Origin of the sequence: Streptomyces sp. NBC_01267, assembly GCF_036241575.1 — a bacterium.
Lineage (GTDB): Bacteria > Actinomycetota > Actinomycetes > Streptomycetales > Streptomycetaceae > Streptomyces.
Genome location: NZ_CP108455.1, coordinates 5645176 through 5669475 on the forward strand (window position 1 = coordinate 5645176; position 24300 = coordinate 5669475).

General features: G+C 69.7%; 18 protein-coding genes and 1 riboswitch. Of the genes, 4 read left to right on the plus strand and 14 right to left on the minus strand.

Annotated elements, in window-relative coordinates:
- Window positions 1–30: 30 nt before the first annotated feature.
- The 3 genes from OG709_RS25875 to OG709_RS25885 all read right to left on the minus strand — a co-directional run bounded on the left by OG709_RS25875 (window position 31) and on the right by OG709_RS25885 (window position 7503).
- Window positions 31–2973: an FG-GAP repeat domain-containing protein gene (locus tag OG709_RS25875; protein ID WP_329167752.1), complete on the minus strand. Its 2943-nt coding sequence runs from the start codon at window positions 2971–2973 to the stop codon at window positions 31–33.
- Window positions 2973–5534, minus strand: coding sequence for a S8 family serine peptidase (locus OG709_RS25880; RefSeq protein WP_329167753.1), 2562 nt, complete (start codon window positions 5532–5534; stop codon window positions 2973–2975). Before OG709_RS25880 ends, OG709_RS25875 begins: the two co-directional genes overlap by 1 nt.
- Before the next feature lie 163 nt (window positions 5535–5697).
- Window positions 5698–7503, minus strand: a complete 1806-nt coding sequence (locus tag OG709_RS25885) for an alkyl/aryl-sulfatase (RefSeq protein WP_443068588.1) — start codon at window positions 7501–7503, stop codon at window positions 5698–5700.
- A gap of 383 nt (window positions 7504–7886) precedes the next feature.
- Here OG709_RS25885 and OG709_RS36110 point away from each other — a divergent pair, with 383 nt between their 5' ends.
- The 3 genes from OG709_RS36110 to OG709_RS25900 are packed head-to-tail and all read left to right on the plus strand — an operon-like array spanning window position 7887 to window position 9077.
- Window positions 7887–8213, plus strand: a complete 327-nt coding sequence (locus OG709_RS36110) for a LapA family protein (RefSeq protein ID WP_374211181.1) — start codon at window positions 7887–7889, stop codon at window positions 8211–8213.
- Window positions 8210–8650 carry a GAP family protein gene (locus OG709_RS25895; RefSeq protein ID WP_266640648.1) on the plus strand — a complete coding sequence of 147 codons (441 nt, stop codon included), beginning with the start codon at window positions 8210–8212 and terminating at the stop codon, window positions 8648–8650. Before OG709_RS36110 ends, OG709_RS25895 begins: the two co-directional genes overlap by 4 nt.
- Window positions 8651–8699: 49 nt before the next feature.
- Window positions 8700–9077 carry a YidH family protein gene (locus tag OG709_RS25900; RefSeq protein WP_266640646.1) on the plus strand — a complete coding sequence of 126 codons (378 nt, stop codon included), beginning with the start codon at window positions 8700–8702 and terminating at the stop codon, window positions 9075–9077.
- 226 nt (window positions 9078–9303) lie between these two features.
- Here the strand turns inward: OG709_RS25900 and OG709_RS25905 are convergent, their stop codons facing one another.
- The 7 genes from OG709_RS25905 to OG709_RS25935 all read right to left on the minus strand — a co-directional run bounded on the left by OG709_RS25905 (window position 9304) and on the right by OG709_RS25935 (window position 17839).
- Window positions 9304–10869, minus strand: a complete 1566-nt coding sequence (locus OG709_RS25905) for an MDR family MFS transporter (RefSeq protein WP_329167755.1) — start codon at window positions 10867–10869, stop codon at window positions 9304–9306.
- Between the two features lie 19 nt (window positions 10870–10888).
- Window positions 10889–12265 carry a carboxylesterase family protein gene (locus OG709_RS25910; protein ID WP_329167756.1) on the minus strand — a complete coding sequence of 459 codons (1377 nt, stop codon included), beginning with the start codon at window positions 12263–12265 and terminating at the stop codon, window positions 10889–10891.
- 159 nt (window positions 12266–12424) lie between these two features.
- Window positions 12425–13528 carry a phenazine antibiotic biosynthesis protein gene (locus OG709_RS25915; RefSeq protein WP_266640643.1) on the minus strand — a complete coding sequence of 368 codons (1104 nt, stop codon included), beginning with the start codon at window positions 13526–13528 and terminating at the stop codon, window positions 12425–12427.
- A complete protein-coding gene (locus OG709_RS25920; RefSeq protein ID WP_329167757.1) occupies window positions 13518–14951 on the minus strand; it encodes an MmgE/PrpD family protein in 1434 nt (477 codons plus the stop codon). The genes OG709_RS25915 and OG709_RS25920 overlap by 11 nt, the downstream gene beginning before the upstream one ends.
- A gap of 2 nt (window positions 14952–14953) precedes the next feature.
- Window positions 14954–15769, minus strand: coding sequence for a cyclase family protein (locus tag OG709_RS25925; RefSeq protein WP_250297689.1), 816 nt, complete (start codon window positions 15767–15769; stop codon window positions 14954–14956).
- Window positions 15766–16644, minus strand: coding sequence for an HpcH/HpaI aldolase/citrate lyase family protein (locus tag OG709_RS25930; RefSeq protein WP_250297688.1), 879 nt, complete (start codon window positions 16642–16644; stop codon window positions 15766–15768). Before OG709_RS25930 ends, OG709_RS25925 begins: the two co-directional genes overlap by 4 nt.
- Window positions 16634–17839: a CaiB/BaiF CoA transferase family protein gene (locus OG709_RS25935; RefSeq protein WP_401273791.1), complete on the minus strand. Its 1206-nt coding sequence runs from the start codon at window positions 17837–17839 to the stop codon at window positions 16634–16636. Before OG709_RS25935 ends, OG709_RS25930 begins: the two co-directional genes overlap by 11 nt.
- Window positions 17840–18368: 529 nt before the next feature.
- Here OG709_RS25935 and OG709_RS25940 point away from each other — a divergent pair.
- Window positions 18369–19586, plus strand: coding sequence for a cytochrome P450 (locus OG709_RS25940; RefSeq protein WP_266640638.1), 1218 nt, complete (start codon window positions 18369–18371; stop codon window positions 19584–19586).
- Window positions 19587–19659: 73 nt separating this feature from the next.
- Here the strand turns inward: OG709_RS25940 and OG709_RS25945 are convergent, their stop codons facing one another.
- The 4 genes from OG709_RS25945 to gcvT all read right to left on the minus strand — a co-directional run bounded on the left by OG709_RS25945 (window position 19660) and on the right by gcvT (window position 24031).
- The gene (locus OG709_RS25945; protein ID WP_329167758.1) at window positions 19660–21027 is read right to left on the minus strand and encodes an L-serine ammonia-lyase; all 1368 of its coding nucleotides are present in this window, start codon (window positions 21025–21027) and stop codon (window positions 19660–19662) included.
- A 167-nt stretch (window positions 21028–21194) separates the two neighbouring features.
- A complete protein-coding gene (gene glyA, locus OG709_RS25950) occupies window positions 21195–22457 on the minus strand; it encodes a serine hydroxymethyltransferase (protein ID WP_250297685.1) in 1263 nt (420 codons plus the stop codon).
- A gap of 10 nt (window positions 22458–22467) precedes the next feature.
- Window positions 22468–22848 carry a glycine cleavage system protein GcvH gene (gene gcvH / locus OG709_RS25955; protein WP_266640635.1) on the minus strand — a complete coding sequence of 127 codons (381 nt, stop codon included), beginning with the start codon at window positions 22846–22848 and terminating at the stop codon, window positions 22468–22470.
- Window positions 22849–22915: 67 nt separating this feature from the next.
- Window positions 22916–24031, minus strand: a complete 1116-nt coding sequence (gene gcvT / locus OG709_RS25960) for a glycine cleavage system aminomethyltransferase GcvT (protein WP_250297683.1) — start codon at window positions 24029–24031, stop codon at window positions 22916–22918.
- A gap of 145 nt (window positions 24032–24176) precedes the next feature.
- Window positions 24177–24272: riboswitch (glycine riboswitch) on the minus strand.
- Window positions 24273–24300: the final 28 nt, after the last annotated feature.

The window sequence follows — 24300 nt, forward strand, 5'->3', positions numbered from 1 at the left end:
CCGGCTCTGTGCGGTCAGCTCCGTACCGGCTCAGGAGAGCGTGAACGTGCCGACCTGGTGGATGCCGTTGTCGCTGGTCAGGTAACGGCCGCCGAGGTTTTCGGCGATCCGGTCCAGTCCGTAGCGGTCGGCGTTGAGTGAGAGCACCTCGGTGACGCCGTCACCGTCGAGGTCGGCGGCCAGGTAGTTGCGGCCGCCGATGACAGTGGCACTGCCGACGCTGGACGCGTAGGAGTCGGTGGAGCTGAAGATGCTCGGGTCCCAGGCGTCGAGGCCGCCCTCGACGCCGCCGATCAGGAGCTTGCGCCCGCCGGGGCCGGTCGCGAAGGCGGCGTCGTGGGACTCGGGGATCGCGTAGATCGTGAAGTCGTCCGTGCCCTCGCCACTGAACCGCCGGAAGGACGACGTGCCCACCTGGTACAGGCTCCCGCCGTCGGTGAAGAAGCTGTTGTGCGTCCACAGACCGCCGATGGTGGTGGCGTGCACGACCGCACCGGTGCGGCCGTCGCGGATCTCCATGTACTGGTGCGGGCCGTCGGCGTCGGTGGAACCGACGCCGGCCTGCGACTGGATGTCCCACAGGTAGACGACCGCGTGGCCGTCCGCGTACGGGATGTCCTTGGAGGCGAAGGTCCCGTGGAACGTGATGGCGGCGTGGATGATGCCGTCGCTCGATACGGCCGGAGCCTTCGGCGCGATGTCCCACTTGGCCTTGCCGGTCCGGGCGTTCAGCGCGACCGCGTCCGCCGCCGGGTCGGCCAGGTCGACCGAGTTCACCTTGGAGTACGAGGTGTAGACCTTGCCGTCGAGGACCGAGGGGTCGGAGAAGACGGCGTCGCCGCCGAGGGACTTGGATGCGTACGACCAGATCTGGTGGCCGTCGCCGTAGTAGGCGTTCAGCTTGTTCGTCGGGACCAGGATGTCCAGTTCGCCGTCCCCGTCGAGGTCGGCGAGCTTCACGGAGTGCACGAACTGGCCGCCGCCGTCGATGGTGGCGAGGGTCTTGCCGGTCCTGCCGTTGAGGACGACGACCGCGTTGTCGGCGGCGACGACGATCTCGGGCTTGCCGTCGCCGTTCACGTCACCGGTCTCGATGTCGTGCACCGCACCGGGGACCGTGGCCTGCCACAGTTTCTTCGGCTTGCCGTCGGCGAGCGACGGGCCGGAGTAGGCCCATACGCCGTTCGACGAACCGGCCATGACCACGTCGGACTTGCCGTCCTTGTCGAGGTCGGTGGCCTTGGCGTAGGCGATGTCGCCCTGGAGCGGGGTGATGTCCTGCTGTTTGCCGTTGCCCAGCTTGAACGTGCGGATGTTCTGGCTCTGGTCGACGACCCGCAGATGGGCGCCCTGGGCGTCGCTGAAGACGTCCTGGTACATCGGCGCCGCGCCGACGCCCTTCTGCTGCCACTTCACCGTGCCCTTGCCGGTGAACACGGTGAGCGTGGCGAGGCGTCCGCCGCCCGCGTTCTGCGATGTGCCGATCTTCTCGTCGTCCTGCGCGGCGGTGACGAGCGTGCCGTCGGCCACCCTCAGCCCCCAGATGCTGGCGCCGTCGGAGACGTTGTCGGCGTCGCGCTTGACGGTGTTCGACCAGAGCACCTTGCTCGGGTCGTCGCCGTTCAGGGCGCGGACGGTACTGGCGTTCACGTACAGGTCGCCGTCCAGGGAGGACTCGGCGACGGCGTACTCGTCGCCCGCCTTGGCCGTGAGATCACCCACGGTCAGCGCGGTCGGGATCACGTTGGTACGGCTGTCCAGCGTCGAGCGCCGGCCCGTCCTGAGGTCGTACGCGGCGATCTCGTAGCGGACCTCGTCGGTCGGGTCGGTCTCCTCGACGGCGACCAGCCGCTTGCGCCCGGCGTCCACACGCAGCTGACGGCTGTAGAGCAGGCTGTCGGTCTGCCAGGTGACGGAGCCGTCGGCCGTGTCGAGGACGAGGGTGCGGCCCCGGCCGTCGGAGGCCGAGGTCTTGGCCAGGTCCCAGGAGACGGCGGCCTTGCCCTTGCCGAGGCCCTGGATGTCACCCCAGTTGGCCTGGCCGGCGGCCTTCGTGTCGTACGTCCACGTCGACGACGGGGTCAACGCGCCGTCCGCGTAGGAGAAGCGGATGCCGGACAGCTTCGCCGTGTCGGACGCCGGGGCGTTCATGTTCATCCGGGGCGCGTCGGCGACGAGCAGCGTGCCGTCGACGATCTTCACCATCGAGGCGTAGTCGTACAGCTTCGACCACAGCGTCTTGCCGGTCGAGCCGTCGAGCACCGTCACGAACGTGCCGGTGGGCAGCGAGGAGCCGGGCGAGGTGAACGGGCGGTAGGGCACCGAGCCGACACTCGCCGAGAAGACGATGTCGTCGACACCGTCACCGGTCAGGTCGCCGGTGGAGTACCCCGAGTCGGAGTTGGGCGAGAACGGGGAGACCGCGTTGTAGCCCATGACGATCCGCGCCGGGTACGGCTCGGTCTGCCACACGCGCTGCGGCTCGACGCCCCAGTCCGTGTACAGCGAGGTGTTGGTGCGCTCCCACACCGAACTGCCGTCGGCGGCATGGCGCTGCACGTTGCCCAGACTGTGGACGGTGAAGTAGTCACCGTTCCTGCCGACGGGCACCGTAACGCCCATGCCGCGTACGCCTTCCAGCGTGGACTTGGCGGTGAAGGCGACCGGGGTGGTGGCGTCGTCCGTGGTGGCGCCCGCCGTCTTCGAACCGGAGGACGTGTCCTTCGTACCGTCGGGCGACCTGGTCGCACCGTCGGTCTTCGAGCCGTCCTTCGAGCTGTCCTCGGCGTCGGTGGTGTCACCGTACGGATCGAGGGTGACGTGGGTGGCCAGCGTCCTGGCCTCGGCGCTGCTCAGCTTCATGCCCGAGCCGCTGTCGTCGGCGGCCAGGGCCTGCGGGGCGGCGCTCAGGCAGAGCCCGGCGGCGACCAGAGTGGAGGCGAGCCGGAGAGCCCGCCGGGAGTGGGTTCTCATCACTTGGCTCCCTGGGTGAAGCGGATGGCCGAACCGTCGGTGACGACCGGCTGGTTGTACGCGTACTGGAGGGCGTCGGTACCGGCCTGGTTCTCGATGCCGACGGTGGCGCCCGCACCCCGGTCGGCGAGCGACTTGTACTGGAGGGTCACGGCGCCGGTGGCCTCGTCGAAGACGGCCTCGAAGGTGGCACGGCCCGAAGTGCCGTTCGCGTAGGCGGCGTTGTTCCAGACGATGGCGAACTCGCGGCTGCCCCTGGTGCCGGTGGTGGCCGTCTGCACGGAGGACTTCTTGTCGAGCGTCAGGTCGTCCCAGAGCGGGGCGACGAAGCCCTTCACGCTGTTCGCGCCGGTGGTGGGCAGCGCGGTGTTGCTGTAGTCGCCGACCCGCGAGGACAGGAAGTTCACCAGGCCGTCGGTGGTGACCGAGGCGGTGGAGTAGGAGACGCCGTAGTGCTTGACCGGGAAGGGCAGCGCGACCGTGGCGGAGTCCTCGTCACCGGTCAGGGCGACCTTCTTCGTACCAGCGATCCAGGAGTACGTGGCCGGGGCGCAGCTGTTGCCGGCGGCGTCGGTGCGGGCCGGGACCTGAACGTCCTTGCCGAGGTCGGCGGTGACAGTGAGCGAGCCGCTGTAGATGCCGTTGCACAGGACCGGCGCGACCGGCTTCACCGTCAGGGTGTAGGCACCCTCGGCGACCTTCGGCAGCGTGTACGTGCCCTTGGCATCGGTGGTGACCGAGGGGACCGGGGTCCCGGTCACCTCGACGGTCGCGCCGGACAGGGCCTTGCCGGTGACGTCGAGGACGGTGCCGGTGACCTGGTGCGAGGGGACCGCGGACAGCGCGACGTCCTGGGCCAGCCCCTGGTTCTGGGCGATCTCGACGCCGGTGACCTCGGACGTGCCGTAGCCGTAGCCGCTGAGCGAGAAGTCGTACGTGCCCGGGTTGAGCGACAGACGGTAGGTGCCGTCGGCGCCGGTGGTGACGGTACGGGTGCCGGAGGCGGCGTTCGTGGCCTTGACGGTGACGCCGGACAGGGCGGCGCCGGTGGCCTTGTCGGTGACCTTGCCGGTGACGGTGCCCGCGGTGTGCGGGGCCTTGTCGACGGACGCGAGGATGTCGAGCTTGCCCTCGCCCCAGACGTTGTTCATGCCGGCCGTGCCGCCGCAGTGCGTGTCGTCGACGTCGGTCGCGCCCTCGTCGAGCAGGTCACGCGTCTCGTCGATGTTGCCGATCAGCGACGGCGCCGCCGACCACAGCAGGGCGACCGAGCCCGCGACGTGCGGGGTGGCCATCGACGTGCCGTTCTCGACGTTGTACGACGAACCGGGCCAGGTCGACTCGACGTTGACGCCCGGCGCCGAGATGTTCGGCTTCGCCGAGCCGTCGACGAGCGACGGGCCGAAACCGGAGAAGGAAGCGATCTTGCCGGTGGAGTCGTACGCGCCGACGCCGTAGGACGGGGCCTGCGCGCCGGGGGCCTTCGTGGTGGAGCAGGTCACGCCGTCACCGTCGTTGCCGGCCGCGAACGCCTCGAAGATGCCTGCGGAGTTCCAGGCCTCGACGATGTCCTGGTAGAACGTCGTGTTGCCGCCGCCCCAGGAGTTGTTGACGATGTTCGGTGCCATGTCCGGGCGCGGGTTCTGCCCGTTGTGGTCGGTCGGGGCGAGGATCCACTGGCCGGCCGCGAGCAGCGACTCGTCCGAGCACGAGGAGGTCTCGCAGCCCTTGGCGGCGATCCACTTCGCGTTCGGCGCGACCCCGATACCGTTCTTGCCGACCATCGTGCCCATGGTGTGGGTGCCGTGACCGTTGTTGTCGCACGGGACACCGCTGGTGCCGCACTGGCCGGTCGGGTCGTACCAGTTGTAGTCGTGCGTGAAGGTGCCGTCGCCGTTGTTGCCACGGTAGTTGCCGACGAGATCCGGGTGGTCGTACTGCACCCCGGAGTCGACGTTGGCGATGACGATGCCCTCGCCGCGGACGTCGTACTGCTTCCAGACCTGGTCGGCCTTGATGTCGGCGACGCCCCACTCGGGGGTGTCGTTGTCACCGGTGGCCGAGGAGTCCGTGCGCGACTTCGTGACCTTGTTGTCGGCCGTCTCGATGTCGTCGAGCTTGTAGTGCTGCTCCTTGACGATGCTCGCGACGTCCGAACGCTTCGCCAGCTGGTTGACCAGATCCTGGTCGCCGGTCACCTTGACCGCGTTGGCGATCCAGTAGTCCTGGTGGCCGACCTTCGCCTTGTCGAGAAAGGCATTGATCGACTTCTGGCTGGACCTGGCGTGTGCGGTCAGCGCGCCGTAGGCGGCCTTGGCCCTCGCCGCGTGCGTCCGCTTCTCACGGGCGCCGGACAGGTCCGCCTGGTCCTTGAGGACGACGAAGAACGAGGCGTCGCCCGCCTTGGCCACTGCGGCGGAGAGTGCGGGGTCGACCTTGGCCGACGGGCCGGCCTCGGCGGCGGCGGCCATCGGCAGGGGCGCGGTCAGCAGAGCGGTCGCGGTGAAGGCGACCGCCGCCCGGACTGCGCGTCTGCGCCGGGGCGGTTGGGGCAGGTGCATCGGGGTGCTCCTCCAGGAACGGTACGGGGGAGCCCGGACGCTAGAGCGACGCCGTTACTCGGGCATTACAGACGCCGGGCCCGCTCCGGAGGGGAGCGGGCCCGGCGTCAGCTGTCCGGCAGGCGTCCCGTCACGCGCCGACGCACGTGAGGGTTCGGGGTGTTCAGGGCGTGACGACGGCGAAGTCGGGGTCGGGGTCCGTGAGGTGGCCGAGGAGTTCGGCCAGCTTGCCCGCCTCGCCGCCGATCTCGACCCCGGGACGTGCCGCCAGGTCGTCGGGGCTCACCGTGCCGAGGAGCAGCGAGCGCAGATCAGCCTCGGTGAGGGTGACTTCGACGTCCGGGTCCGGTGTGGCGGGTCCGCGACCGGCCGTGTGGATGAGCACGCCGTTGCGCAGGTGGAGGGTGACGGGGTCCTGGCCCGTGATGTTCCATCGCAGGGCGATGTCGGTGTCCCACGATCCGGGGCCGTCCACCCGGATCGCGAGGGCGTCGAAGAGCTGGTCCAGCGTCAGCGCGGCGAACATGTCGGGGGAGGTGGTGGCGGTGGGGGTGCCGACCGGCCCCTGCCGCAGTTCGAGGGTGCCGGTGAGGTAGAAGTTGCGCCAGGTGCCGTTCTCGCTGCCGTAACCGAGCTGCTCCAGGGCATCGGCCTGCAGTTCGCGGGCGTCGGCGTGGCCCGGGTCGGCGAACAGCACATGGTTGACGACCTGCGCGGTCCAGCGGAAGTCGCCGTCGGCGAAGGACTGCCGGGCCCGGCGCACGACCTCGTCGGCGCCGCCCATGAAGTCCACGTAGCGGCGGGCTGCCTCGGTCGGCGGGTACTCCCACAGGTGGGCCGGGTTGCCGTCGAACCAGCCCAGATAACGCTGGTAGATCGCTTTGGTGTTGTGGCTGACCGAGCCGTAGTAGCCGTGCGTGTGCCAGGCGCGTTCGAGCGCGGGGGGCATCTGCATGGCTTCGGCGATCTCCAGGGCCGTCATTCCCCGGTTGAGCATGCGCACGGTCTGGTCGTGCAGGTAGGCGTACAGGTCGCGCTGCTCGGACAGGAACCGCGTCAGCTGCTCCCGGCCCCACACCGGCCAGTGGTGCGAGGCGAAGGCGACGTCCGACGCTCCGGAGAACAGGTCGATCGCCTCGGTGAGGTAGCGGGCCCAGACACGGGGGTCGCGGACCTCGGCCCCCCGCAGCGTGAGCAGGTTGTGCTGGTTGTGGGTGGCGTTCTCGGCCATGCACAGGGCGGAACGGTCGGGGAAGTGGATGTTCAGCTCGGCCGGGGCTTCGGTGCCGGGGGTGAGCTGGAAGACCATGCGGATGCCGTCGACGGTCTCGGTCTGCCCGGTGCGGGTGATGTCGAGCGTCGGCGGGATCAGGGTCACCGCGCCGGTGGACACGGTGAGGCCCAGACCCGCGCCGATCTGGCCGCGTCCGCCCTTGGGCAGGGCGGCGCCGTACATGTACGCGGAGCGGCGGCTCATGGCGGTGCCCGCGTAGACGTTCTCGCTGACCGCGTGCTCCAGGAAACCCAGCGGCGCGAGGACCGGTACGCCGTCGGCGATGTCCTGGTCGGTGACGACTCCGCGTACTCCACCGAAGTGGTCGACGTGGCTGTGGGTGTACAGCACGCCGGTCACCGGGCGGTCGCCCCGGTGCTCCCGGTACAGGGCGAGGCCGGCGGCGGCGGTCTCGGTGGTCAGCAGGGGGTCGATGACCAGGATGCCGCGCTCGCCCTCGACGAGCGTCATGTTCGACAGGTCGAAGCCGCGGACCTGGTAGATGCCCTCGGTCACCTCGAACAGTCCGTGGTCGGCGCAGAGCTTGCCCTGCCTCCACAGGCTCGGATTCGCGGTGTCGGGGCAGTCCTTGTTCAGGAATCCGTACGCGTGGAGGTCCCACACGGTGCGCCCGGTGCCGTCGGTGATCAGGTTGTTCCCGGCCGTGCCCATGAAGCCGCGCTCGGCGTCCTCCATGTCCTGCGTGTCGTCGAACGGCAGACGGGCAGTGAGCGCCTTGTTGGCGGCGGCGATCGTCGGCTGCGCGGGCTTGGGCTCGGTGTGCTGGGACAACGTGGTCTCCCTTGCTGGCGGTTGGCCGGATCGGCGGCAGGGCCGAAGCACCAGCTCCACCCTCGGTTGGGCAGCCGCGTTCCACGAGTGCACGTGCTCCGTTCGAGGCGGTGCGGCGGGCTCCACGCGACCGGCGCTCCAGGAGCGGCAGCCCGTGCCCGTGGGCTCCTGGGGCGGCTCCGGGGCCGGTGGAACCTCCGGTCGCCGGGACGGCCGGACGGGTGATACGGCACTCGTGGCGCAGCCGGCGGCAGGGATCCCGGCGCGCCGGGGCTGATCCTGATGCCATGAGCGACGGACAAGCCCCCTACTCCCCGCACGGCCCCGGCTCCCCGCAGGGCCCCGACTCACGCGGTCCCAGCACATCAAGGGCTTCCAGATGGCGTGAGAGCCTCACCCCGACCCGCTGGCTGGCCCTGGTGCTGGCCGCCCTGGCCATCGTCCTGATCGCGGAGAACACCCGGGAGGTGAAGATCCGTCTGGTGGTGCCGGTGGTCACGATGCCGCTCTACGCGGCCCTCCTGATCATGTTCGTGATCGGCCTCCTGTGCGGGGCCCTGCTCGTGTACAACCGCAACCGCAACCGCAGACACAGCAGAAGGAGCGGCCGGTGACCGGGCGGGACCGGTCCACGATGCCGCGCTCACCCGGGTGGGCTCGTCAGGTCGCGGCGTCCGGAGGTCTCGCGGAGCCGGGCTGGATGCGGGCCATCGACCGCTTCTCTCCCGGGAAATCTGCCGGGCTGGCCGCGGGGCTGGCCGTCGCCAACCAGAAGAACCTGGTGCTCGCCGTGGGTGGGGCCCTCTCCATCGCGGCCTCCGGCGCGAGTCCGGGCGGAAAGACCGTCGCCGCTGTCCTGATGGTGTTCATCGGGTCGCTGTGCACTCTGCTGCCGTTGGGGACGTACCTCCTCGGCGGCAGCCGGTCCGAGGCGGTGCTGAGCGAGTGGCGGACGTGGATGACCCGGCACGACGCGGCCATCATGACGACGGTGCTGGTCGTTCTGGGCGCCAAGTACGTCGGCGACGCGATCAGCGGACTGACCGGATGACCCGGCCCGCCGGTACGCCTTCCGGCCCGGCCCGCGGGGGTGACCGCTGATGCCCGAGGACGAAGCGGACACCTCCCGGTCCGGGGCCTGGTGGCAGCGGGGCGAGGAACCCGACTACCGGGCCACCCTGGCCAACGAGCGCACCCTGCTGGCCTGGTCACGAACGTCACTGGCGTTGCTGGCCGCTTCCTTCGCCGTCGTGAGGCTCACCGGCATCACCCCTCGTGCCCTGCGGCTGGCACTGGCCGGCTACCTCATCGCCCTGTCGAGCGGCGTCATGGTCGCGGGATACGTCCAGTGGCGCACCCGCCAGGACCGGATGCGCCAACGGCAGCCGCTGGGCGGCATCGTCAGCCCGCCCCTTCTCTCGCTGGCCATGATCCTTCTTGTCGGCTTCGTCGTCGCGGTCATCGTCTTCGCGTCCTGAGCGGCTACGGGGGACACGGGGAACACCGGGGACGCGGGGAACACCGGGGGACGCGGGGAACACCGGGGGATACCGGGGACCATCCGTACACCTCGACGCCGGAGAGGAAACGTGCCGGAGTGCGTGGCGTACGCGCAGATCGCCGGTGTGCCCCCTCGGTCTCACGTCGGAAGTGCGGTGGCACGGGCACCCGGGGTGCGGTGACATGGAGTTCCTCCCCGGCCGGTCACCCGGTGGAGCCTTCCCGCCGCCCGGCGCGCGCCCCCAGGGACACGGGCTTCCAGAAGAGTTGGAGGATCAGGCCGACCAGCGCCAACGCGGACATGCACAGGAACACGGTGTCCATCGAGTCGGCGAAGCCGTGCCGGACCGGACCGGCGGTCGCAGCGGGGAGGCGGTCCAGCACCGAGGTGTCCGCGACGAGACTGCCGACGTCCGGCACGTGCTGCCCTCCGGCGACGCGCAGTTCGGCGGCGATGTCGGGTGCGGCGAACGAGAAGAGCAGCGTCAGGAACAGCGCCACGCCCAAGGTGCTGCCGATCTGCCGGAAGAACGTGACGGCGGCCGTGGACACCCCCATGTCGCTGCCCGGCAGGATGTTCTGCATCACCAGGTTCAGCGGCTGGTTGAACGCCCCGAGACCGAGACCGACGAACAGCGTCAGTACGGACGTCCCCGGCAACGCCGAGTCGGTATGCAGGAATTGCAGCAGGAAGACGCCGGTCACGAACACGACAGCACCGACGATGGTGTGCGTACGGTACGTGCCGGTGCGCGAGACGATCTGCGCGGACACCACGGATCCGACGACGGTGCCCAGCAGCGTCGGCAGGAGCAGCAATCCGGCCACAGTCGGGGTCAGACCGAGCACGACCTGGAAGTACTGGGGCAACAGCGTGATCACCCCGAGCTGTGTGGCACCGAGTACCACGGCCAGCCCCAGGCCCTGGCTGAACCGCGCGTCGCCGAAGATGCGCAGCGGGACGAACGCGTGCTCCCCCATGGCCTTCTCGACGAGGACGAACACGAGCAGACCGCCGGACCCGGTGCAGTAACAGAGCACGGAGTCCGGCGCGCCCCAGCCCCAGGTGCGGCCCTGGTCGGCGACGACGAGCAGGGGCACCAGGCCCACCGTGAGCAGCAGACCGCCCGGCCAGTCGATCCGTACGTCCTCGCGCCGGACCGATCGCAGTCTCAGCACCCGCCACACCACCAGCAGCGACACCAGCCCCAGTGGCACGTTGACCAGGAACACCCAGCGCCAGCCGGTGATACCGGCGATGCTGCGAGTACCGGAGAACAGACCGCCGACGACCGGCCCGAACAGGCCGGAACCGGTGTACACGGCGAGGAAGTACCCCTGGTAGCGGGCGCGTTGCCGGGGTGCGACGAGGTCACCGAGGATGGTCAGCGTCAGCGACGCCAGCCCGCCGGCCCCGATTCCCTGTACCGCGCGGAACGCGGCGAGCTGGTACATCGACGCCGAGAAGCTGCACAGCAGCGATCCCAGCATGAACACGGAGATGGCGAACATGAAGAGCGGCTTGCGCCCGTAGATGTCCGAGAGCTTGCCGTACAGCGGGGTGGTGATCGTGGAGGTGGCCAGGTACGCCGTGGTGACCCAGGCCTGGAGCGCGTAGCCGTGGAAGTCGTTGGCGATGGTGCGGATCGAGGTGGATATCACGCTCTGGTCCAGCAGGGCGAGGAAGAGGCCGAGCAGGAGCCCCGACAGGAGGTGGAGGATCTGTCGGTGGCTCAGTTCGCGCCCGCTGTTGACGGCGGTGGCGGCCATCGGTGGTGGGCCTTTCAGGTCAAGGTGTCGGCAGTGCCCCGGTCCTCGGCGCGGGGCCGACCCAGCGCGCGACGGGTTTCTCGCTGTCGTACGGACCCCAGCCCGGTCTGCCGTCGGTGGCGAGGGCCACCAGCGCGCCTTGTTCGACGGCAGCGACCGCACGGTCGGTGTCGGTACCCGAGGCCAGATCGCAGAACAACGACTCGATGTCGCAGGTGTGCATCGCGCGCCCCTTGATACGGGGGTCTGCCGCCGTCAGTGACGTGGTCGCGTGGTAGTCGAAGACCTGCGCCCAGCACGTACCGGTAACGGCAGCCGCGTCGAGCAGACGCCGCGCGGGATCGATGAACACGTGACGGGAGACGACGTCGATCTTCTCGTCGTGGGTCAGCGAGGGGTCCGTGGCGGGCAGCGCCGCGTACAGCCGGTCGATCTCGGTGTCGGAGACCAGGTCGTGCCACCGGGCCTCGTTGGAGGTCACGGACACCAGCAACGGCACGTCGGCTATCAGGCCCTCCCGAACGGAATCCAGCGGTGCCTTCGGGATCAGCTCGCCGTCGATCACCGGTCGGTAGTGGACCTGACCCTTTCTCAGTAACTGACGGTGCATGTACCGGAGTTCCACATTGGACAGGCCGGCGAGTCCGGCCGGGCCGCCGGCCAGGGACGGCGCCGAGCGCAGGAAGTCCTCGGCGAACTCGACGGCCTCGGCGGCGGTGGTGGGCTGCTCGGCATTGCCGCTGTAGACGGCCGCCCGGTGGAAGAGGCCGCGCGCCTCGGGCACCCCGAACAGGGTGCTGACGTTGGAGGAACCGGCCGAGTTGCCGAACAGTGTGACGTTGTCCGGGTCGCCGCCGAACGCGCCGATGTTCTCGCGCACCCAGCGCAGCAGCAGCACCTGGTCACGCACGCCGAGGTTGGTGGTGCCGGTGAACCGGTCGTCGAGCAGCCCCAGGTGCAGCCAGCCCCACGGTCCGAGCCGGTAGTTGCCGCTGACCACGACGACCTCGTGCTGGGCGGCGACCGTCCAGTGGTCGATCCTGGGCTGGGCGCCGGCGCCGCAGGTGTTCCGGCCGGGGTGGATCCACACCAGCACCGGTCGCGGCCGGCCGTCCCCGTAACTGCGGGACCAGACGTTGAGGTTGAGGCACTGTTCGGACTCGACGACGCCCGGGAGCGTGGTGGTGAGCTTCTTCTCCAGGTACGGCGGGGCCTGCCAGCTGACCGGACCCCAGTGCGTGGCGTCCAGATCACCAGCGACCGCGAGCGGTTCGGCGGGACGGAACCGCTGCGGCACGAAGCCGAACGGGACACCTCGCCAGTGGATCACGCCCCGGTCGTCGCAGAAGCCCCTGACCGTGCCGGAACCGGTCGGCACGCACAGGTCGGTGGACATCGGCTCAGCTCCGTTCCGGCGTGTGGCGGACCGGTATCCCGGCGAAGCTGCTGCGCATGGTCATGGCTTCCTCACGGTGCACGTCGTCGGCAGTACAGCGATTGCGATGGGTTCCCGCGCCGGGCACGGTGACTTCCGCGCCCGGCCGGGGCGGGTGGGTCAGTAGATGCCTTCGATGACGGCTTCGCCGCCGAACGTCTCGACCGGCTGGGGCGCGGACACCGAGTCGCCGAGGTGTCCCTCCGGCGCCGGCACCCGGATCGCCGTGTCGCGCTCCCTGTTGTTCGGCAGGAACATGACCTTGCTGACGTGGCTCATCACGACCTGGCCACGGGTGCCGTACTCGACCTGTTCGCCGGTCGCGGGGTCCACCACCCGGAAGGTCACCACGGGGCTGCGGGTGTCGTAGACGATGTCCTCGTCACGGGAAAGACCGGCCCGTTCCGTCGTGCCCTCCAGGATCAGGGCGCTGCTGTACCGGCTGAGCATCCGCACGCCGGGGAAGTACTCGTACTCCAGCTCGAACCGCTCGTCGATGGTCATGTGCGCGCCGCCCCAGAAGATCAGGTCGACCTTGTCCTTGATCAGCTTGGTCAGCTCGGGGCGGCGGGTGCACGCCTGCAGCAGCGGCGGGGTGATCACCAGCAGACCGATGTCCTGGGTGGCCATGACGTGCTCGATCTGGTCCAGGACGTGCTCGACGTAGGCGGCGACCTGCTCGGTCTCCCCACGGGCGATCAGTTTCTTCACCCAGCGCGGGTCCAGGTCGATGCTGAACTTGACGATGTTCTCCCGCTCGACCAGGAAGTCGTAGAACACGCCGATCTTGTGCGGACCGGTGGGGGTGGCGACCAGGATGTGCGCCCTGCGGCGGCCCGCGAACTGCGGGCCCTTGCGCAACCGCTCGACGGCCGCCTCGATCCAGTCCGGCATCAGGATGATGCGCTTGGGGGCGCCGGTGGTGCCGCCGGTCTCGAAGACGTGCGGAGCCGGCGGGTTCGGACCGTACCCGCGCGGCACGAGGTCCTCGACCGGGACGTCGCGCAACTCGTCCACCACGTTGGGGAACTTGCGCAGATCGTCGAACGTGCCGACCTCGGTGAGGGGATCGAAACCGAGGGTCCTGGCCCGGCGCAGCCAGAACGGCGAGCCGGTGTCCTCGCCGAAGTGCCAGCGGACCGCGGTCCGCAGGTACTCGTCGGCATCCCACGGGTCGACCGCCGGGTCGAGGATCTTCCATACGGTGGTGTCGTCACCGGCCATCGCGGGCCTCCGTACTGGTAGTTGCCAAGGTGATCAGACGCAGGACCGTGCGCGCGGTCGCCGGACCCGTCAGGCTCCGGATCTCCTCGCGCAGGGCGCGCGAGGTGGCCCCGTCGCACCGGGTCCGGGTGCCGAGGTCGAACTTGAGGTCCAGCTCGGCCTGGGACAGCGGCCGGTGCGGGCCGCCCCGATTGGTCATCACGGCCACCCGCTCGGTACGGCCGTCGCGCAGTCTCGCGGTCAGGATTGTCGGGAACTGGCCGGGGAAGTCCGCCGTGCACGCGGCGTCGGCGTGACAGCTGACCTTCGCCGCCAGCGCCAGTACCTCGGGCCGGCAGGCCGCCTCGTCGGTGAAGTCCTCCAGGTAGAGGCCGAGTCCGCCGCCTCCGACCAGTGCGGAAGCGATCGTGTACGGACCGGAGAACGCGGCCGCGTAACCACTTTCCGGCACAGCCTTGACGGCCGGTGGTTCGGCGATGGTGCGCAGCACCGGCTGCGCCACCCCGGCCTCGATCGCGACGATGTCGTCCGGTGTCACGCCGCGTGCCCGCAGTTCCAGGGCGGCGTCGATCCCGGTGTGCGTGAAGTGATTGCACGGATAGGGCTTGATGTGCAAGGACTCCGAGTACCAGTGCGCACCCAGGCCCGCGGTGACGATCTCCGGTACGGCGCGGTCACCGCAGAAGGCCTGGAAGAACCCGAACCGGCCTTCCAGCACGGTCGGCGGACCGGTCAGACCCGCGGTCGCGAGCTGCGCGGCGGACACACCGCAGTGCGCCGCCCACCCGGTGTGGATCCGCTTGACACTGCCGCCGGTCCGGTTCGCCTCCAGCACCCCGGATCCCATGCTCGCGGCGATCGCGACCGCGTCGGCGAGGGTGCCCGCGTCGCCGCCGGACAGCATCGTGGCGGCGACGGCCGACCCGATCGCACCGCAGATGGAACTCGCGTGCTGGCCCCGCTCGAAGAAGATCGAGTTGCCGAATTCCCTGTCGTAGCCGGCCATGCCCAGCCGCACACACACCTCGACCCCCACGGCGACGGCGTCGAGCAGTGCGGGCCCACCGGCACCGGTCTCCTCCGCGACGGCCAGCGCGGCCGGCACGACCGACGCGCTCGGGTGCAGCACCGACGGCAGATGGGTGTCGTCGAAGTCCATGCAGTGCGCCAGCGTGCCGTTCACGAAGGCGGCGCTGCCCGGGGGAAACCGCTGCGACCGACCCACCACGGTGGCCACGTCGGCGCTGCCCCACCTGCCGGCCACCTCGGTCACCAGATCGGCGACCGGCTGGTCGGCCGCCAACATCATGTTGCCGACCGTGTCCGACACCGCCCGCACCGCGCAGGAGCGCCGGCCGGCCGGCAGACCGCCGCGCGCCACGGACTCGGCGTACTCGCCGACGACGTCGACCAGTCCACGCACCGTCACACCTCGCTGACCGCGGCCAGCGGCCGGACCGGCGACCCCGTGCCACCGACGATCTTCAACGGGGACAGGACGAAGGTGAACTCGGCGACGCCCCGCTCGGCTATCTCCGTCAGCCGCATGTGCTCGATGATGTGGATCCCGTTGTCCACCAACAGGATGCGGTGCACCGGCATGGTGGCATGGCCGACCTCGGGGTGCACCTGCTCGAAGGCCGTGGTGTCGGAGCCGGCCGCGACGATCCGGTGCGAGGCGAGCCACTCGGCGGCGTCCGGGGTCACGCCCGGCACACCGCTGGCCGTGCCGAGGTAGGTGTCCGGAGCCGACCACCACGTGCTCCACCCGGTGTTGACCAGGCACACCCCACCCTCGGACGGCGCCACTCCGGCGCGCTTCGCGGCGGCGGCGAGGTCGTCGGCGGTGATGCCGTGATGGGCGGGCAGGCAGTCCACGCCGTGCAGGGCGGCGACGTCCAGCAGCACCCCGGGCACGATCATCGGCGTGATCGTGTCCACGCCGTGCACGGAGAACCTGCCGCCGGTCAGGGCGTCCGCGCAGTCGACGCCGCCGTGCAGCTTCCCGTCCTGGGAGACGTGGGCCAGCGCGTCGACGTGGGTGCCGACGTGGCCGCCGGTGACGATGAGCTCGTTGGCGGCGGACCCGCCGTCGGGGCGGACCATGTCGCCGTGCCGGCGGGCCAGCGACATCCGGAAGCCGGGATGGTTGGGCGAGCAGGGGATCCCGTTCGCCAGCGGCTGGGCCAGGTCGTAGATCCGCAGTCCCGTTCGGACAGCGGTGAGCAGAGCATCGGTCATGACGCCTCCGTCATCAGGTTGAGCGCGTCGGCCAGGGACAGCGTCTGCTTGGCGTTGGCGATGATCGGGGGAGCGACCAGCCTGCCCTGGGGAGTGAGCACGACCGATGCGTTGTTCGCGAGGGCGAGGTCGGCCGCTTCGCAGATCTCCTGGGCGTCCTTGATCTCGCCGGTGGTGGGCGTGTAGACGTCGTGGATGATCGGCAGTTGGTCGGGGTGGATCGCCATCCGGCCGATGAAGCCGAGGTTCTTGCCGTGCACGCTGGAGCGCAGCAGCCCTTCGAGGTCGCGGGGCTCCGGCCACACGCTCTGGCACGGGCTGGGCAGGCCGGCCGCCCTGGACGCGATGATCACCCGGGCCCTGCCGGCGTCCATCGTCGGGCCCTCCAGCCCGGTGCGCAGGTCCGCACGGAGGTCGGACTCGCCGAGACCGAGCATGGTCACCGCCTTCGACGCGGTGGCCAGCCCGTAGACGTTCTCCAGCGCGTGCGCGGACTCGATCAGCAGATGGATGGTCGCCGAGCTGCCCAACTGCTCCAGCACCGACGCCACTTGGCGGACATCGTCGGGGTGGCGCGTCTTCGCCATCCGGACGCCTGCGAGTCCGGCGCCGACGACGGCGGCCACGTCGTCGAGACAGCGGCCGGTGCTGATCCCGTTGACCCGCACATAGGTCGGTTTGACGGTCGGCTGAGCCGTGCGGCACGCGACGATCTCCCGCGCGCGGTCCTTCTCCCACGCCGGCACGGCGTCCTCCAGGTCCAGGATCACCGCATCGGCCTGCGAGGCGTAGGCCCGCTCGATCCGGTCGGGCTGGTGCCCGGGTACGTACAGGCAGCTCCGGAACACCGGACGGCTGCGCGGGTCAGGTTCCACTGGTCGTGCCCTGTTCTGCCGACAGACGCGCGAGCAACTCGTCGGTGTGCGCCCCCAACGGGGGGCCGGCCCACCGGACACGACCGGGCGTCTCCGACAGCCGGAACGGCACGTTCTGCATCAGTACCGTGCCCAGTTCCCCGTCAGGGACGCGGACCGCGACCTCCCGGGCCCGGAAGTGCGGATCGTCCAGCACGTCGTCGACCTCGTAGACCGGGGCGACGGCCGCCTCGGCACGGTCGAACGCCGCGACGACCTCGTCCCGGTCACGGTCGGCGATCCAGCCGCCGACGAGTTCGTCGATCAGCGTCCGGTGCCGGACACGGCCGGTGCCGGTGGCGAACCACGGTTCGTCGACCAGGTCAGGCCGGCCGACAAGAGTGATCACCCGTTCCGCGACGGACTGCGCGGGCGCCGACACCGCCACCCAGGTGCCGTCGGCGCAGCGGTAGACGTTGCGTGGAGCGTTGTTGGTGGAGCCGTTGCCGACCCTGGCCGGCTTGGCCTTCGCCTTGTCGTAGCCGGTGATCTGGGCACCGAGCGCGCCGATCACGGCCTCGGTGATCGCCACATCGGCGATCTGGCCACGGCCGGTCCTCCCCCGCGCGTGCAGGGCGATCATGCAGGCCAGCGCCGCATGCAGCCCGGCGAGGGCGTCACCGAGGGGGAACGGCGGCAGCAGCGGAGCGCCGTCGGGCTCACCGGACATCGACGCGAGCCCGCTCATCGCCTCCGCGATCGTGCCGAACCCCGGCCGGCCGGCGTACGGACCGTCCTGACCGAACGCCGTCACCCGGGTGACCACCAGCGCGGGATTGGCCTCCCGCAGCACATCGGGGCCGAGGCCCCAGCGTTCCAGTGTGCCGGGGCGGAAGTTCTCGATCAGGATGTCGGCGTCGCGAACCACGGCGAGGAACCGGTCCTTGTCCTCGGCCCGCTTCAGGTCGAGCGTCACGCACTTCTTGTTGCGGTTGAGCACCTTCCACAGCAGGGGGACGCCGTCGTGGGACTGGCCGAAGCGGCGCAGGGGGTCACCCGAGGGGTGCTCGACCTTGATCACCTCGGCACCGAAGTCGGCGAGCAGCTGCGCCGCGTACGGACCGGCGAACAGCGTGGAGACGTCCACCACCGTGATGCCGGAGAGCGGCATCCGGGCGCAGACCGAGTCGTCCTGTTGCCCGCCCAATGGGATCACCGTGCTTTCCGTCGACGCGACGCAACGCCGGAGCACGGCCGCGAATGAATTGCTCCCTGTTCACGGCTCTCTGTTTCACGCGGAGCGTGTAATTTCACGCGGAGCGTGTAACCGGGGAAAGCCGTTCGCGGATCTTTCCTGTCTCGAAAATTCCTGTGCGCGACACTTGTCGGTGGAATCTTCAGAACCACTGTCGGCGGTCCAGTGGATTCGGTCAAGCTCATAATTTCGATGTACTCGATCGCATGGTGCGATCCAATGCCCAGTCCGCCTGGAACCAATCCTTCTGGGGCGTTCCTGGGGTGGGCCGCGCGCTGCCGGGTGTATTTCGCGTATCCGGCTCATGGATCGCATCATGCGATCCGGTGAATCGGAATAATCAGCTTGACCGTATCGGTGCGACCCTCGACAGTGGTCCTGGTGATTATGTCGAACGGTAATTTACGTTCGAGCGCGAAGATATTGGAAATCCGTTGAATGGGGCGTCGTCAGCGAAATGATGTGACCCATCGGTCTGGAGCTGCCCCGCATGACGGACGCCCACCTCACCTCCCGTACGGAAGTCCGCGACTTCCCGGTCACCAGGCCGGATTCCTGTTCCTTCGACCCCGACGAGACCTACACCCGGCTGCGCGCCGGGGAGCCCGTGTCGCTGGTCCGCTGCCCGGCCGGGATGACCGCGTGGCTGGTCAGTCGGTACAAGGACGTGCAGGACGTACTCGCGGATCCGCGGCTGAGCTCACGCGGCGCGGGTTCGAATCACATGCTGCCGTCGTTCGACGGAGGAGACCCGGTCCCGGGCTTCATGATCCAGCTGGACGGCGCGGAGCACGCGCGGTTGCGGCGGCTGCTGATGGGCGAGTTCACCATGCGGCGGGCGGAGGCGCTCCGGCCGTACATCCAGAAGATCACCGATGAGCACATCGATGCGATGCTCGCCGGGACGACCGCGGACCTGGTCCGGGACTTCGCCCTGCCGATCCCGTTGCTGGTGATCTGCAAGATGCTCGGCGTGCCCTACGACCACCACGAGGCGTTCCGGCGCGACAGCCAGGTACTGATGGGCTTCGATTCCGACGAGGCGACCCGCGACGCGGCCGACCAGCGGCTGGACGGCTACCTCGGCGAGGTGATCGGGCAGCGGCTCACCGAGCCGCAGGACGACCTGCTCAGCCGGCTGATCGACCGGGGCAACGAGACCGACCGGCCGCTGACCACGCAGGAGTTGGTCACGCTCGCCAAGCTGCTGCTGGTCGCCGGACACGAGACGACCGCCAGCATGGTCGCACTGAGCACGTTGGTGCTGCTGGAGAACTCCGGCCGGATGGCTGCGCTGCGTGCCGCGCCGGACACCATCGGCGCCGCCGTGGAGGAGCTGCTGCGCTATCTCTCGGTGATCCAGTTCGGGCTGCTCCGGTACGCCACCGAGGACCTCTCCGTCGGCGGCACCGCGGTGAAGGCGGGAGAGTGGCTGGTCGCCGCGGTCCCGTCGGGCAACCGGGACGAGAGTGTCTTCCCGGCCCCGGACACCGTCGATCTCGGCCGGCAGGCCCGCACCCACCTGGCGTTCGGGTTCGGCGCGCACCAGTGCATCGGCCACCAGCTGGCCCGGATCGAGCTCCGGATCGCGCTCGTCACGCTGCTGCGCCGGGTGCCGGGGCTGCGGTTGGCGAGGCCGTTGACGCGGTCCGACTTCAGGCTCAACGACATCGTCTACGGCCTGCGGAGCATGCCGGTCGTCTGCTGACGACCGGGCCGGGCCCCGCCGCGCGAGGGCGCTGGACACGAAGGAGCCGGGACCGCGTCAGGGGCCCGCTCTCTCAACACTCGATGATGTTCACCGCGAGCCCGCCGCGCGCGGTCTCCTTGTACTTGACCGACATGTCCGCGCCGGTCTCCTTCATCGTCTTGATGACCTTGTCCAGGGAGACCTTGTGGCTGCCGTCCCCGCGCATGGCCATCTTCGCCGCGGTGACGGCCTTGACCGCCGCCATCCCGTTGCGCTCGATGCACGGGATCTGCACCAGACCGCCGACCGGGTCGCAGGTCAGGCCCAGGTTGTGCTCCATGCCGATCTCGGCCGCGTTCTCCACCTGCTCGGGGGAGCCGCCGAGCACCTCGGCCAGCGCGCCCGCCGCCATCGAGCAGGCGGAGCCGACCTCGCCCTGGCAGCCGACCTCGGCGCCGGAGATGGAGGCGTTCTCCTTGAAGAGCATGCCGATGGCGCCCGCGGAGAGCATGAAGCGGACGATGCCCTCCTCGTCGGCGCCGGGGATGAAGTTGATGTAGTAGTGCAGAACGGCCGGGATGATGCCCGCCGCGCCGTTCGTCGGGGCGGTGACGACCCGGCCGCCCGCCGCGTTCTCCTCGTTCACGGCCATCGCGTAGAGGGTGATCCACTCCATCGCACGGGCCAGCGGATCGCCCTCGGCGCGCAGCTGGCGGGCCGAATTGGCCGCGCGGCGGCGGACCTTGAGGCCGCCGGGGAGGATGCCCTCGCGGGACATGCCGCGTGCGACACAGGCCTGCATGACGTGCCAGATGTCGAGGAGCCCGGAGCGGATCTCCGCCTCGGTGCGCCAGGCCTTCTCGTTCTCCAGCATCAGCGCGGAGATGGACAGCCCCGTCTCGCGGGTGAGCCGCAGCAGCTCGTCGCCGGTGCGGAAGGGGTACTTCAGCACGGTGTCGTCGAGGACGATGCGGTCCTCGCCGACGGCGTCCTCGTCCACCACGAAGCCGCCGCCCACCGAGTAGTACGTCTTCTCCAGGAGCGTGGCGCCTTCGCTGTCGTACGCGAGGACCGTCATGCCGTTGGCGTGGTACGGAAGTGCCTTGCGCCGGTGCAGGACCAGGTCCGCGTCGAAGTCGAAGGCGATCTCGTGCGCGCCGAGGATGTTGATGCGGCCGGTGCCGCGGATCTGGTCGATGCGCTCGTCGGCGTGCTCGACGTCGACCGTACGGGGGGACTCACCCTCCAGGCCGAGGAGCACCGCCTTCGGGGTGCCGTGTCCGTGGCCGGTCGCGCCCAGCGAGCCGTACAGCTCGGCGCGCACGGTGGCCGTGTGCGCCAGCAGACCCTCGTTCTTGAGGCGGGCCGCGAACATCCGGGCGGCCCGCATGGGGCCGACCGTGTGGGAGCTGGACGGGCCGATGCCGATCGAGAACAGGTCGAAGACCGATATGGCCACGGGGACTCCTAGATCTTGGTAGACGCCTTTGTCTGCCGGGGTGGTGCAGAGAAGGGGTACACGGTGCGGGGCACCGCGCTCACTGTTCAGTGTGCGGGTGCCCCGTGGTTCGTACAAAAACGTACGGTTTACAGCGTACGGATAGTGAACGTACCGATGTGGTGCGTTTACTTCAGGCCGGGGTACAGCGGGAGCTTCTCGGCCAGCGCGGTGACCCGGGCGGCCAGCGCCTCCCGGTCGTATGCGGGCTTCAGCGCAGCCGCGATGATGTCGGCGACCTCGGTGAAGTCCTCGGCCTGGAAGCCGCGGGTGGCCAGCGCGGGCGTACCGATCCGCAGACCCGAGGTGACCATCGGGGGGCGCGGGTCGTTCGGGACCGCGTTGCGGTTGACCGTGATGCCGACCTCGTGGAGACGGTCCTCGGCCTGCTGGCCGTCCAGCTCGGAGTCGCGCAGGTCGACGAGGACCAGGTGCACGTCCGTGCCGCCGGAGAGGACCGAGACGCCGTGCTCGGTGACATCGGGCTGCACCAGACGCTCGGCCAGGATGCGGGCGCCGTCCAGGGTGCGCTGCTGGCGCTCCTTGAACTCCTCCGTCGCCGCGACCTTGAACGAGACGGCCTTGGCCGCGATCACGTGCTCCAGCGGGCCACCCTGCTGACCGGGGAAGACCGCGGAGTTGATCTTCTTGGCCAGCTCGGCGGTGGAGAGGATCACGCCACCGCGCGGGCCGCCCAGCGTCTTGTGGGTGGTCGTCGTCACGACATGCGCGTGCGGGACGGGCGACGGGTGCAGACCCGCGGCGACCAGGCCCGCGAAGTGCGCCATGTCGACCATCAGGTACGCGCCGACCTCGTCCGCGATCTTGCGGAAGGCGGCGAAGTCCAGCTGGCGCGGGTACGCGGACCAGCCGGCCACGATCAGCTTCGGCCGGGACTCCCTGGCGAGGCGCGCGACCTCGGCCATGTCGACCTCGCCGGTCTTCTCGTCGACGTGGTACGCGACCACGTTGTAGAGCTTGCCGGAGAAGTTGATCTTCATGCCGTGGGTGAGGTGCCCGCCGTGCGCGAGGTTCAGACCCATGATCGTGTCACCGGGCTTGATCAGCGCGAACATCGCGGCGGCGTTCGCCTGGGCACCCGAGTGGGGCTGTACGTTCGCGTGCTCGGCGCCGAAGAGCGCCTTGATGCGGTCGATGGCGATCTGCTCGATGACGTCGACGTGCTCGCAGCCACCGTAGTAACGGCGGCCCGGGTAGCCCTCGGCGTACTTGTTGGTGAGAACCGAGCCCTGGGCCTCCATGACCGCGACCGGGGCGAAGTTCTCCGAGGCGATCATTTCGAGGGTGGACTGCTGGCGTACCAGCTCGGCGTCGACAGCGGCGGCGACGTCCGGGTCGAGCTCGTGGAGGGAGGAATCAAGAAGCGACATGAAGGAGTCCCTAGTTGCCGGCGGAGAAAGCGTCGTACTCGTCGGCGGAGAGCAGATCGTCCGGCTCACCGGTGACGCGCACCTTGAACAGCCAACCGCCCTCGTACGGGGCGGTGTTCACCAGCGACGGGTCGTCGATGACGTCCTGGTTGACCGCGGTGATCTCACCGGTGACCGGGGCGTACAGATCGCTGACCGACTTGGTCGACTCCAGCTCGCCGCAGGTCTCGCCCGCGGTCACCGTGGAGCCGGCCTCAGGGAGCTGGGCGTAGACGACGTCACCGAGCGCGTTGGCCGCGAACTCCGTGATGCCGACCGTCGAGACGCCGTTCTCGGCGACCGACAGCCACTCGTGCTCCTTGCTGTAACGCAGCTGCTGGGGGTTGCTCATGACCTGATTCTCCTGGATGCGGGGGAGTGCTGATGAACGGTGGTCTTACGGGCTGAGATGGTGTGGGTCACTTCTGGCGCTTGTAGAAGGGGAGCGCCACGACCTCGTACGGCTCATGCGTACCGCGGATGTCCACGGCCACACCGGACGTACCGGGCTCGGCGTGCGCCGCGTCGACGTACGCGATGGCGATCGGCTTGCCCAGGGTGGGCGACGGTGCGCCGGAGGTGACCTCGCCGACGACCTGGCCGTCGGCGACGACCGGATAGCCCGCACGGGGGACCCGGCGGCCCGAGGCGATCAGCCCGACCAGCTTGCGCGGCGGCGCGGCGGCGGCGCGCTCGGCGGCGGCTTCGAGGGACGTACGCCCGACGAAGTCCCCCTCCTTCTCGAACTTGACGACCCGGCCGAGACCGGCGTCGAACGGGGTCAGCGCGGTGGTCAGCTCGTGGCCGTACAGCGGCATGCCCGCCTCCAGCCGCAGCGTGTCGCGGCAGGAGAGCCCGCACGGCACCAGGCCCACGGCCGCGCCGGCCTCGGTCAGCGCCTGCCAGAGCTTCTCGGCGTCGGACGGGTCCACGAACAGCTCGAAGCCGTCCTCGCCCGTGTAACCGGTACGGGCGATGAGCGCCGGGACACCCGCGACGGTGCCGGGCAGGCCCGCGTAGTACTTCAGCCCGTCCAGATCGGCGTCGGTCAGCGACTTCAGGATGCCGGGGGACTCCGGGCCCTGCACGGCGAGCAGCGCGTACGCGTCCCGGTCGTCCCGCACCTCGGCGTCGAAGCCCTCGGCGCGGGCGGTGAGCGCGTCCAGCACGGTCTGGGCGTTACCGGCGTTGGCGACGACCATGTACTCCTGGTCGGCCAGCCGGTACACGATCAGGTCGTCCAGGATCCCGCCGTCCTCCTGGCAGATCATGGTGTAGCGGGCGCGGCCGGCGCCCACGGTGCCGATGTTGCCGACCAGCGCGTAGTTCAGCAGGTCCACGGCCTGCGGGCCGGTGACGGTGATCTCGCCCATGTGGGAGAGGTCGAAGAGCCCGGCACGGGTCCGTACGGCGTTGTGCTCGTCGCGCTCACTGGCGTAGCGCAGCGGCATGTCCCAGCCCGCGAAGTCGGTCATGGTCGCACCCAGCGAACGGTGCAGGGCGTCGAGTGAGGTGAGACGGGGGGTGCTGCTCATATGCGGTGCTCCCGGGGCATGACAGGTGAGGACGATTCCTCCCCATCTGTCATCGGAACCTGAGAGGTTCGCCGGCGCCTGTCGAGAGGGCGCGGCTTGCACCTTGGGTGGGACCGCACCAGGGCGGCCCGCTTTTCAGATCTGCCTCGTCCGCGCGGTACGGGGCCTGAGAGATTACAAGGGAGGGACTTGCTCCTTCGGCGCCCCGACCAGTGGTCGGGGACTCTCCCGCGCGGATTCGAACGGCCTGTATGGAGTTGGCGCGCACA

Bases quoted from the DNA above. Each gene is read 5' to 3' on its own strand.
- OG709_RS25875 (WP_329167752.1), bottom strand. From the start codon at position 2,973: ATGAGAACCCACTCCCGGCGGGCTCTCCGGCTCGCCTCCACTCTGGTC.
- OG709_RS25880 (WP_329167753.1), bottom strand. From the start codon at position 5,534: ATGCACCTGCCCCAACCGCCCCGGCGCAGACGCGCAGTCCGGGCGGCG.
- OG709_RS25885 (WP_443068588.1), bottom strand. From the start codon at position 7,503: ATGGAGGACGCCGAGCGCGGCTTCATGGGCACGGCCGGGAACAACCTG.
- OG709_RS36110 (WP_374211181.1), top strand. From the start codon at position 7,887: ATGAGCGACGGACAAGCCCCCTACTCCCCGCACGGCCCCGGCTCCCCG.
- OG709_RS25900 (WP_266640646.1), top strand. From the start codon at position 8,700: ATGCCCGAGGACGAAGCGGACACCTCCCGGTCCGGGGCCTGGTGGCAG.
- OG709_RS25905 (WP_329167755.1), bottom strand. From the start codon at position 10,869: ATGGCCGCCACCGCCGTCAACAGCGGGCGCGAACTGAGCCACCGACAG.
- OG709_RS25910 (WP_329167756.1), bottom strand. From the start codon at position 12,265: ATGTCCACCGACCTGTGCGTGCCGACCGGTTCCGGCACGGTCAGGGGC.
- OG709_RS25915 (WP_266640643.1), bottom strand. From the start codon at position 13,528: ATGGCCGGTGACGACACCACCGTATGGAAGATCCTCGACCCGGCGGTC.
- OG709_RS25925 (WP_250297689.1), bottom strand. From the start codon at position 15,769: ATGACCGATGCTCTGCTCACCGCTGTCCGAACGGGACTGCGGATCTAC.
- OG709_RS25940 (WP_266640638.1), top strand. From the start codon at position 18,369: ATGACGGACGCCCACCTCACCTCCCGTACGGAAGTCCGCGACTTCCCG.
- glyA (WP_250297685.1), bottom strand. From the start codon at position 22,457: ATGTCGCTTCTTGATTCCTCCCTCCACGAGCTCGACCCGGACGTCGCC.
- gcvH (WP_266640635.1), bottom strand. From the start codon at position 22,848: ATGAGCAACCCCCAGCAGCTGCGTTACAGCAAGGAGCACGAGTGGCTG.
- gcvT (WP_250297683.1), bottom strand. From the start codon at position 24,031: ATGAGCAGCACCCCCCGTCTCACCTCACTCGACGCCCTGCACCGTTCG.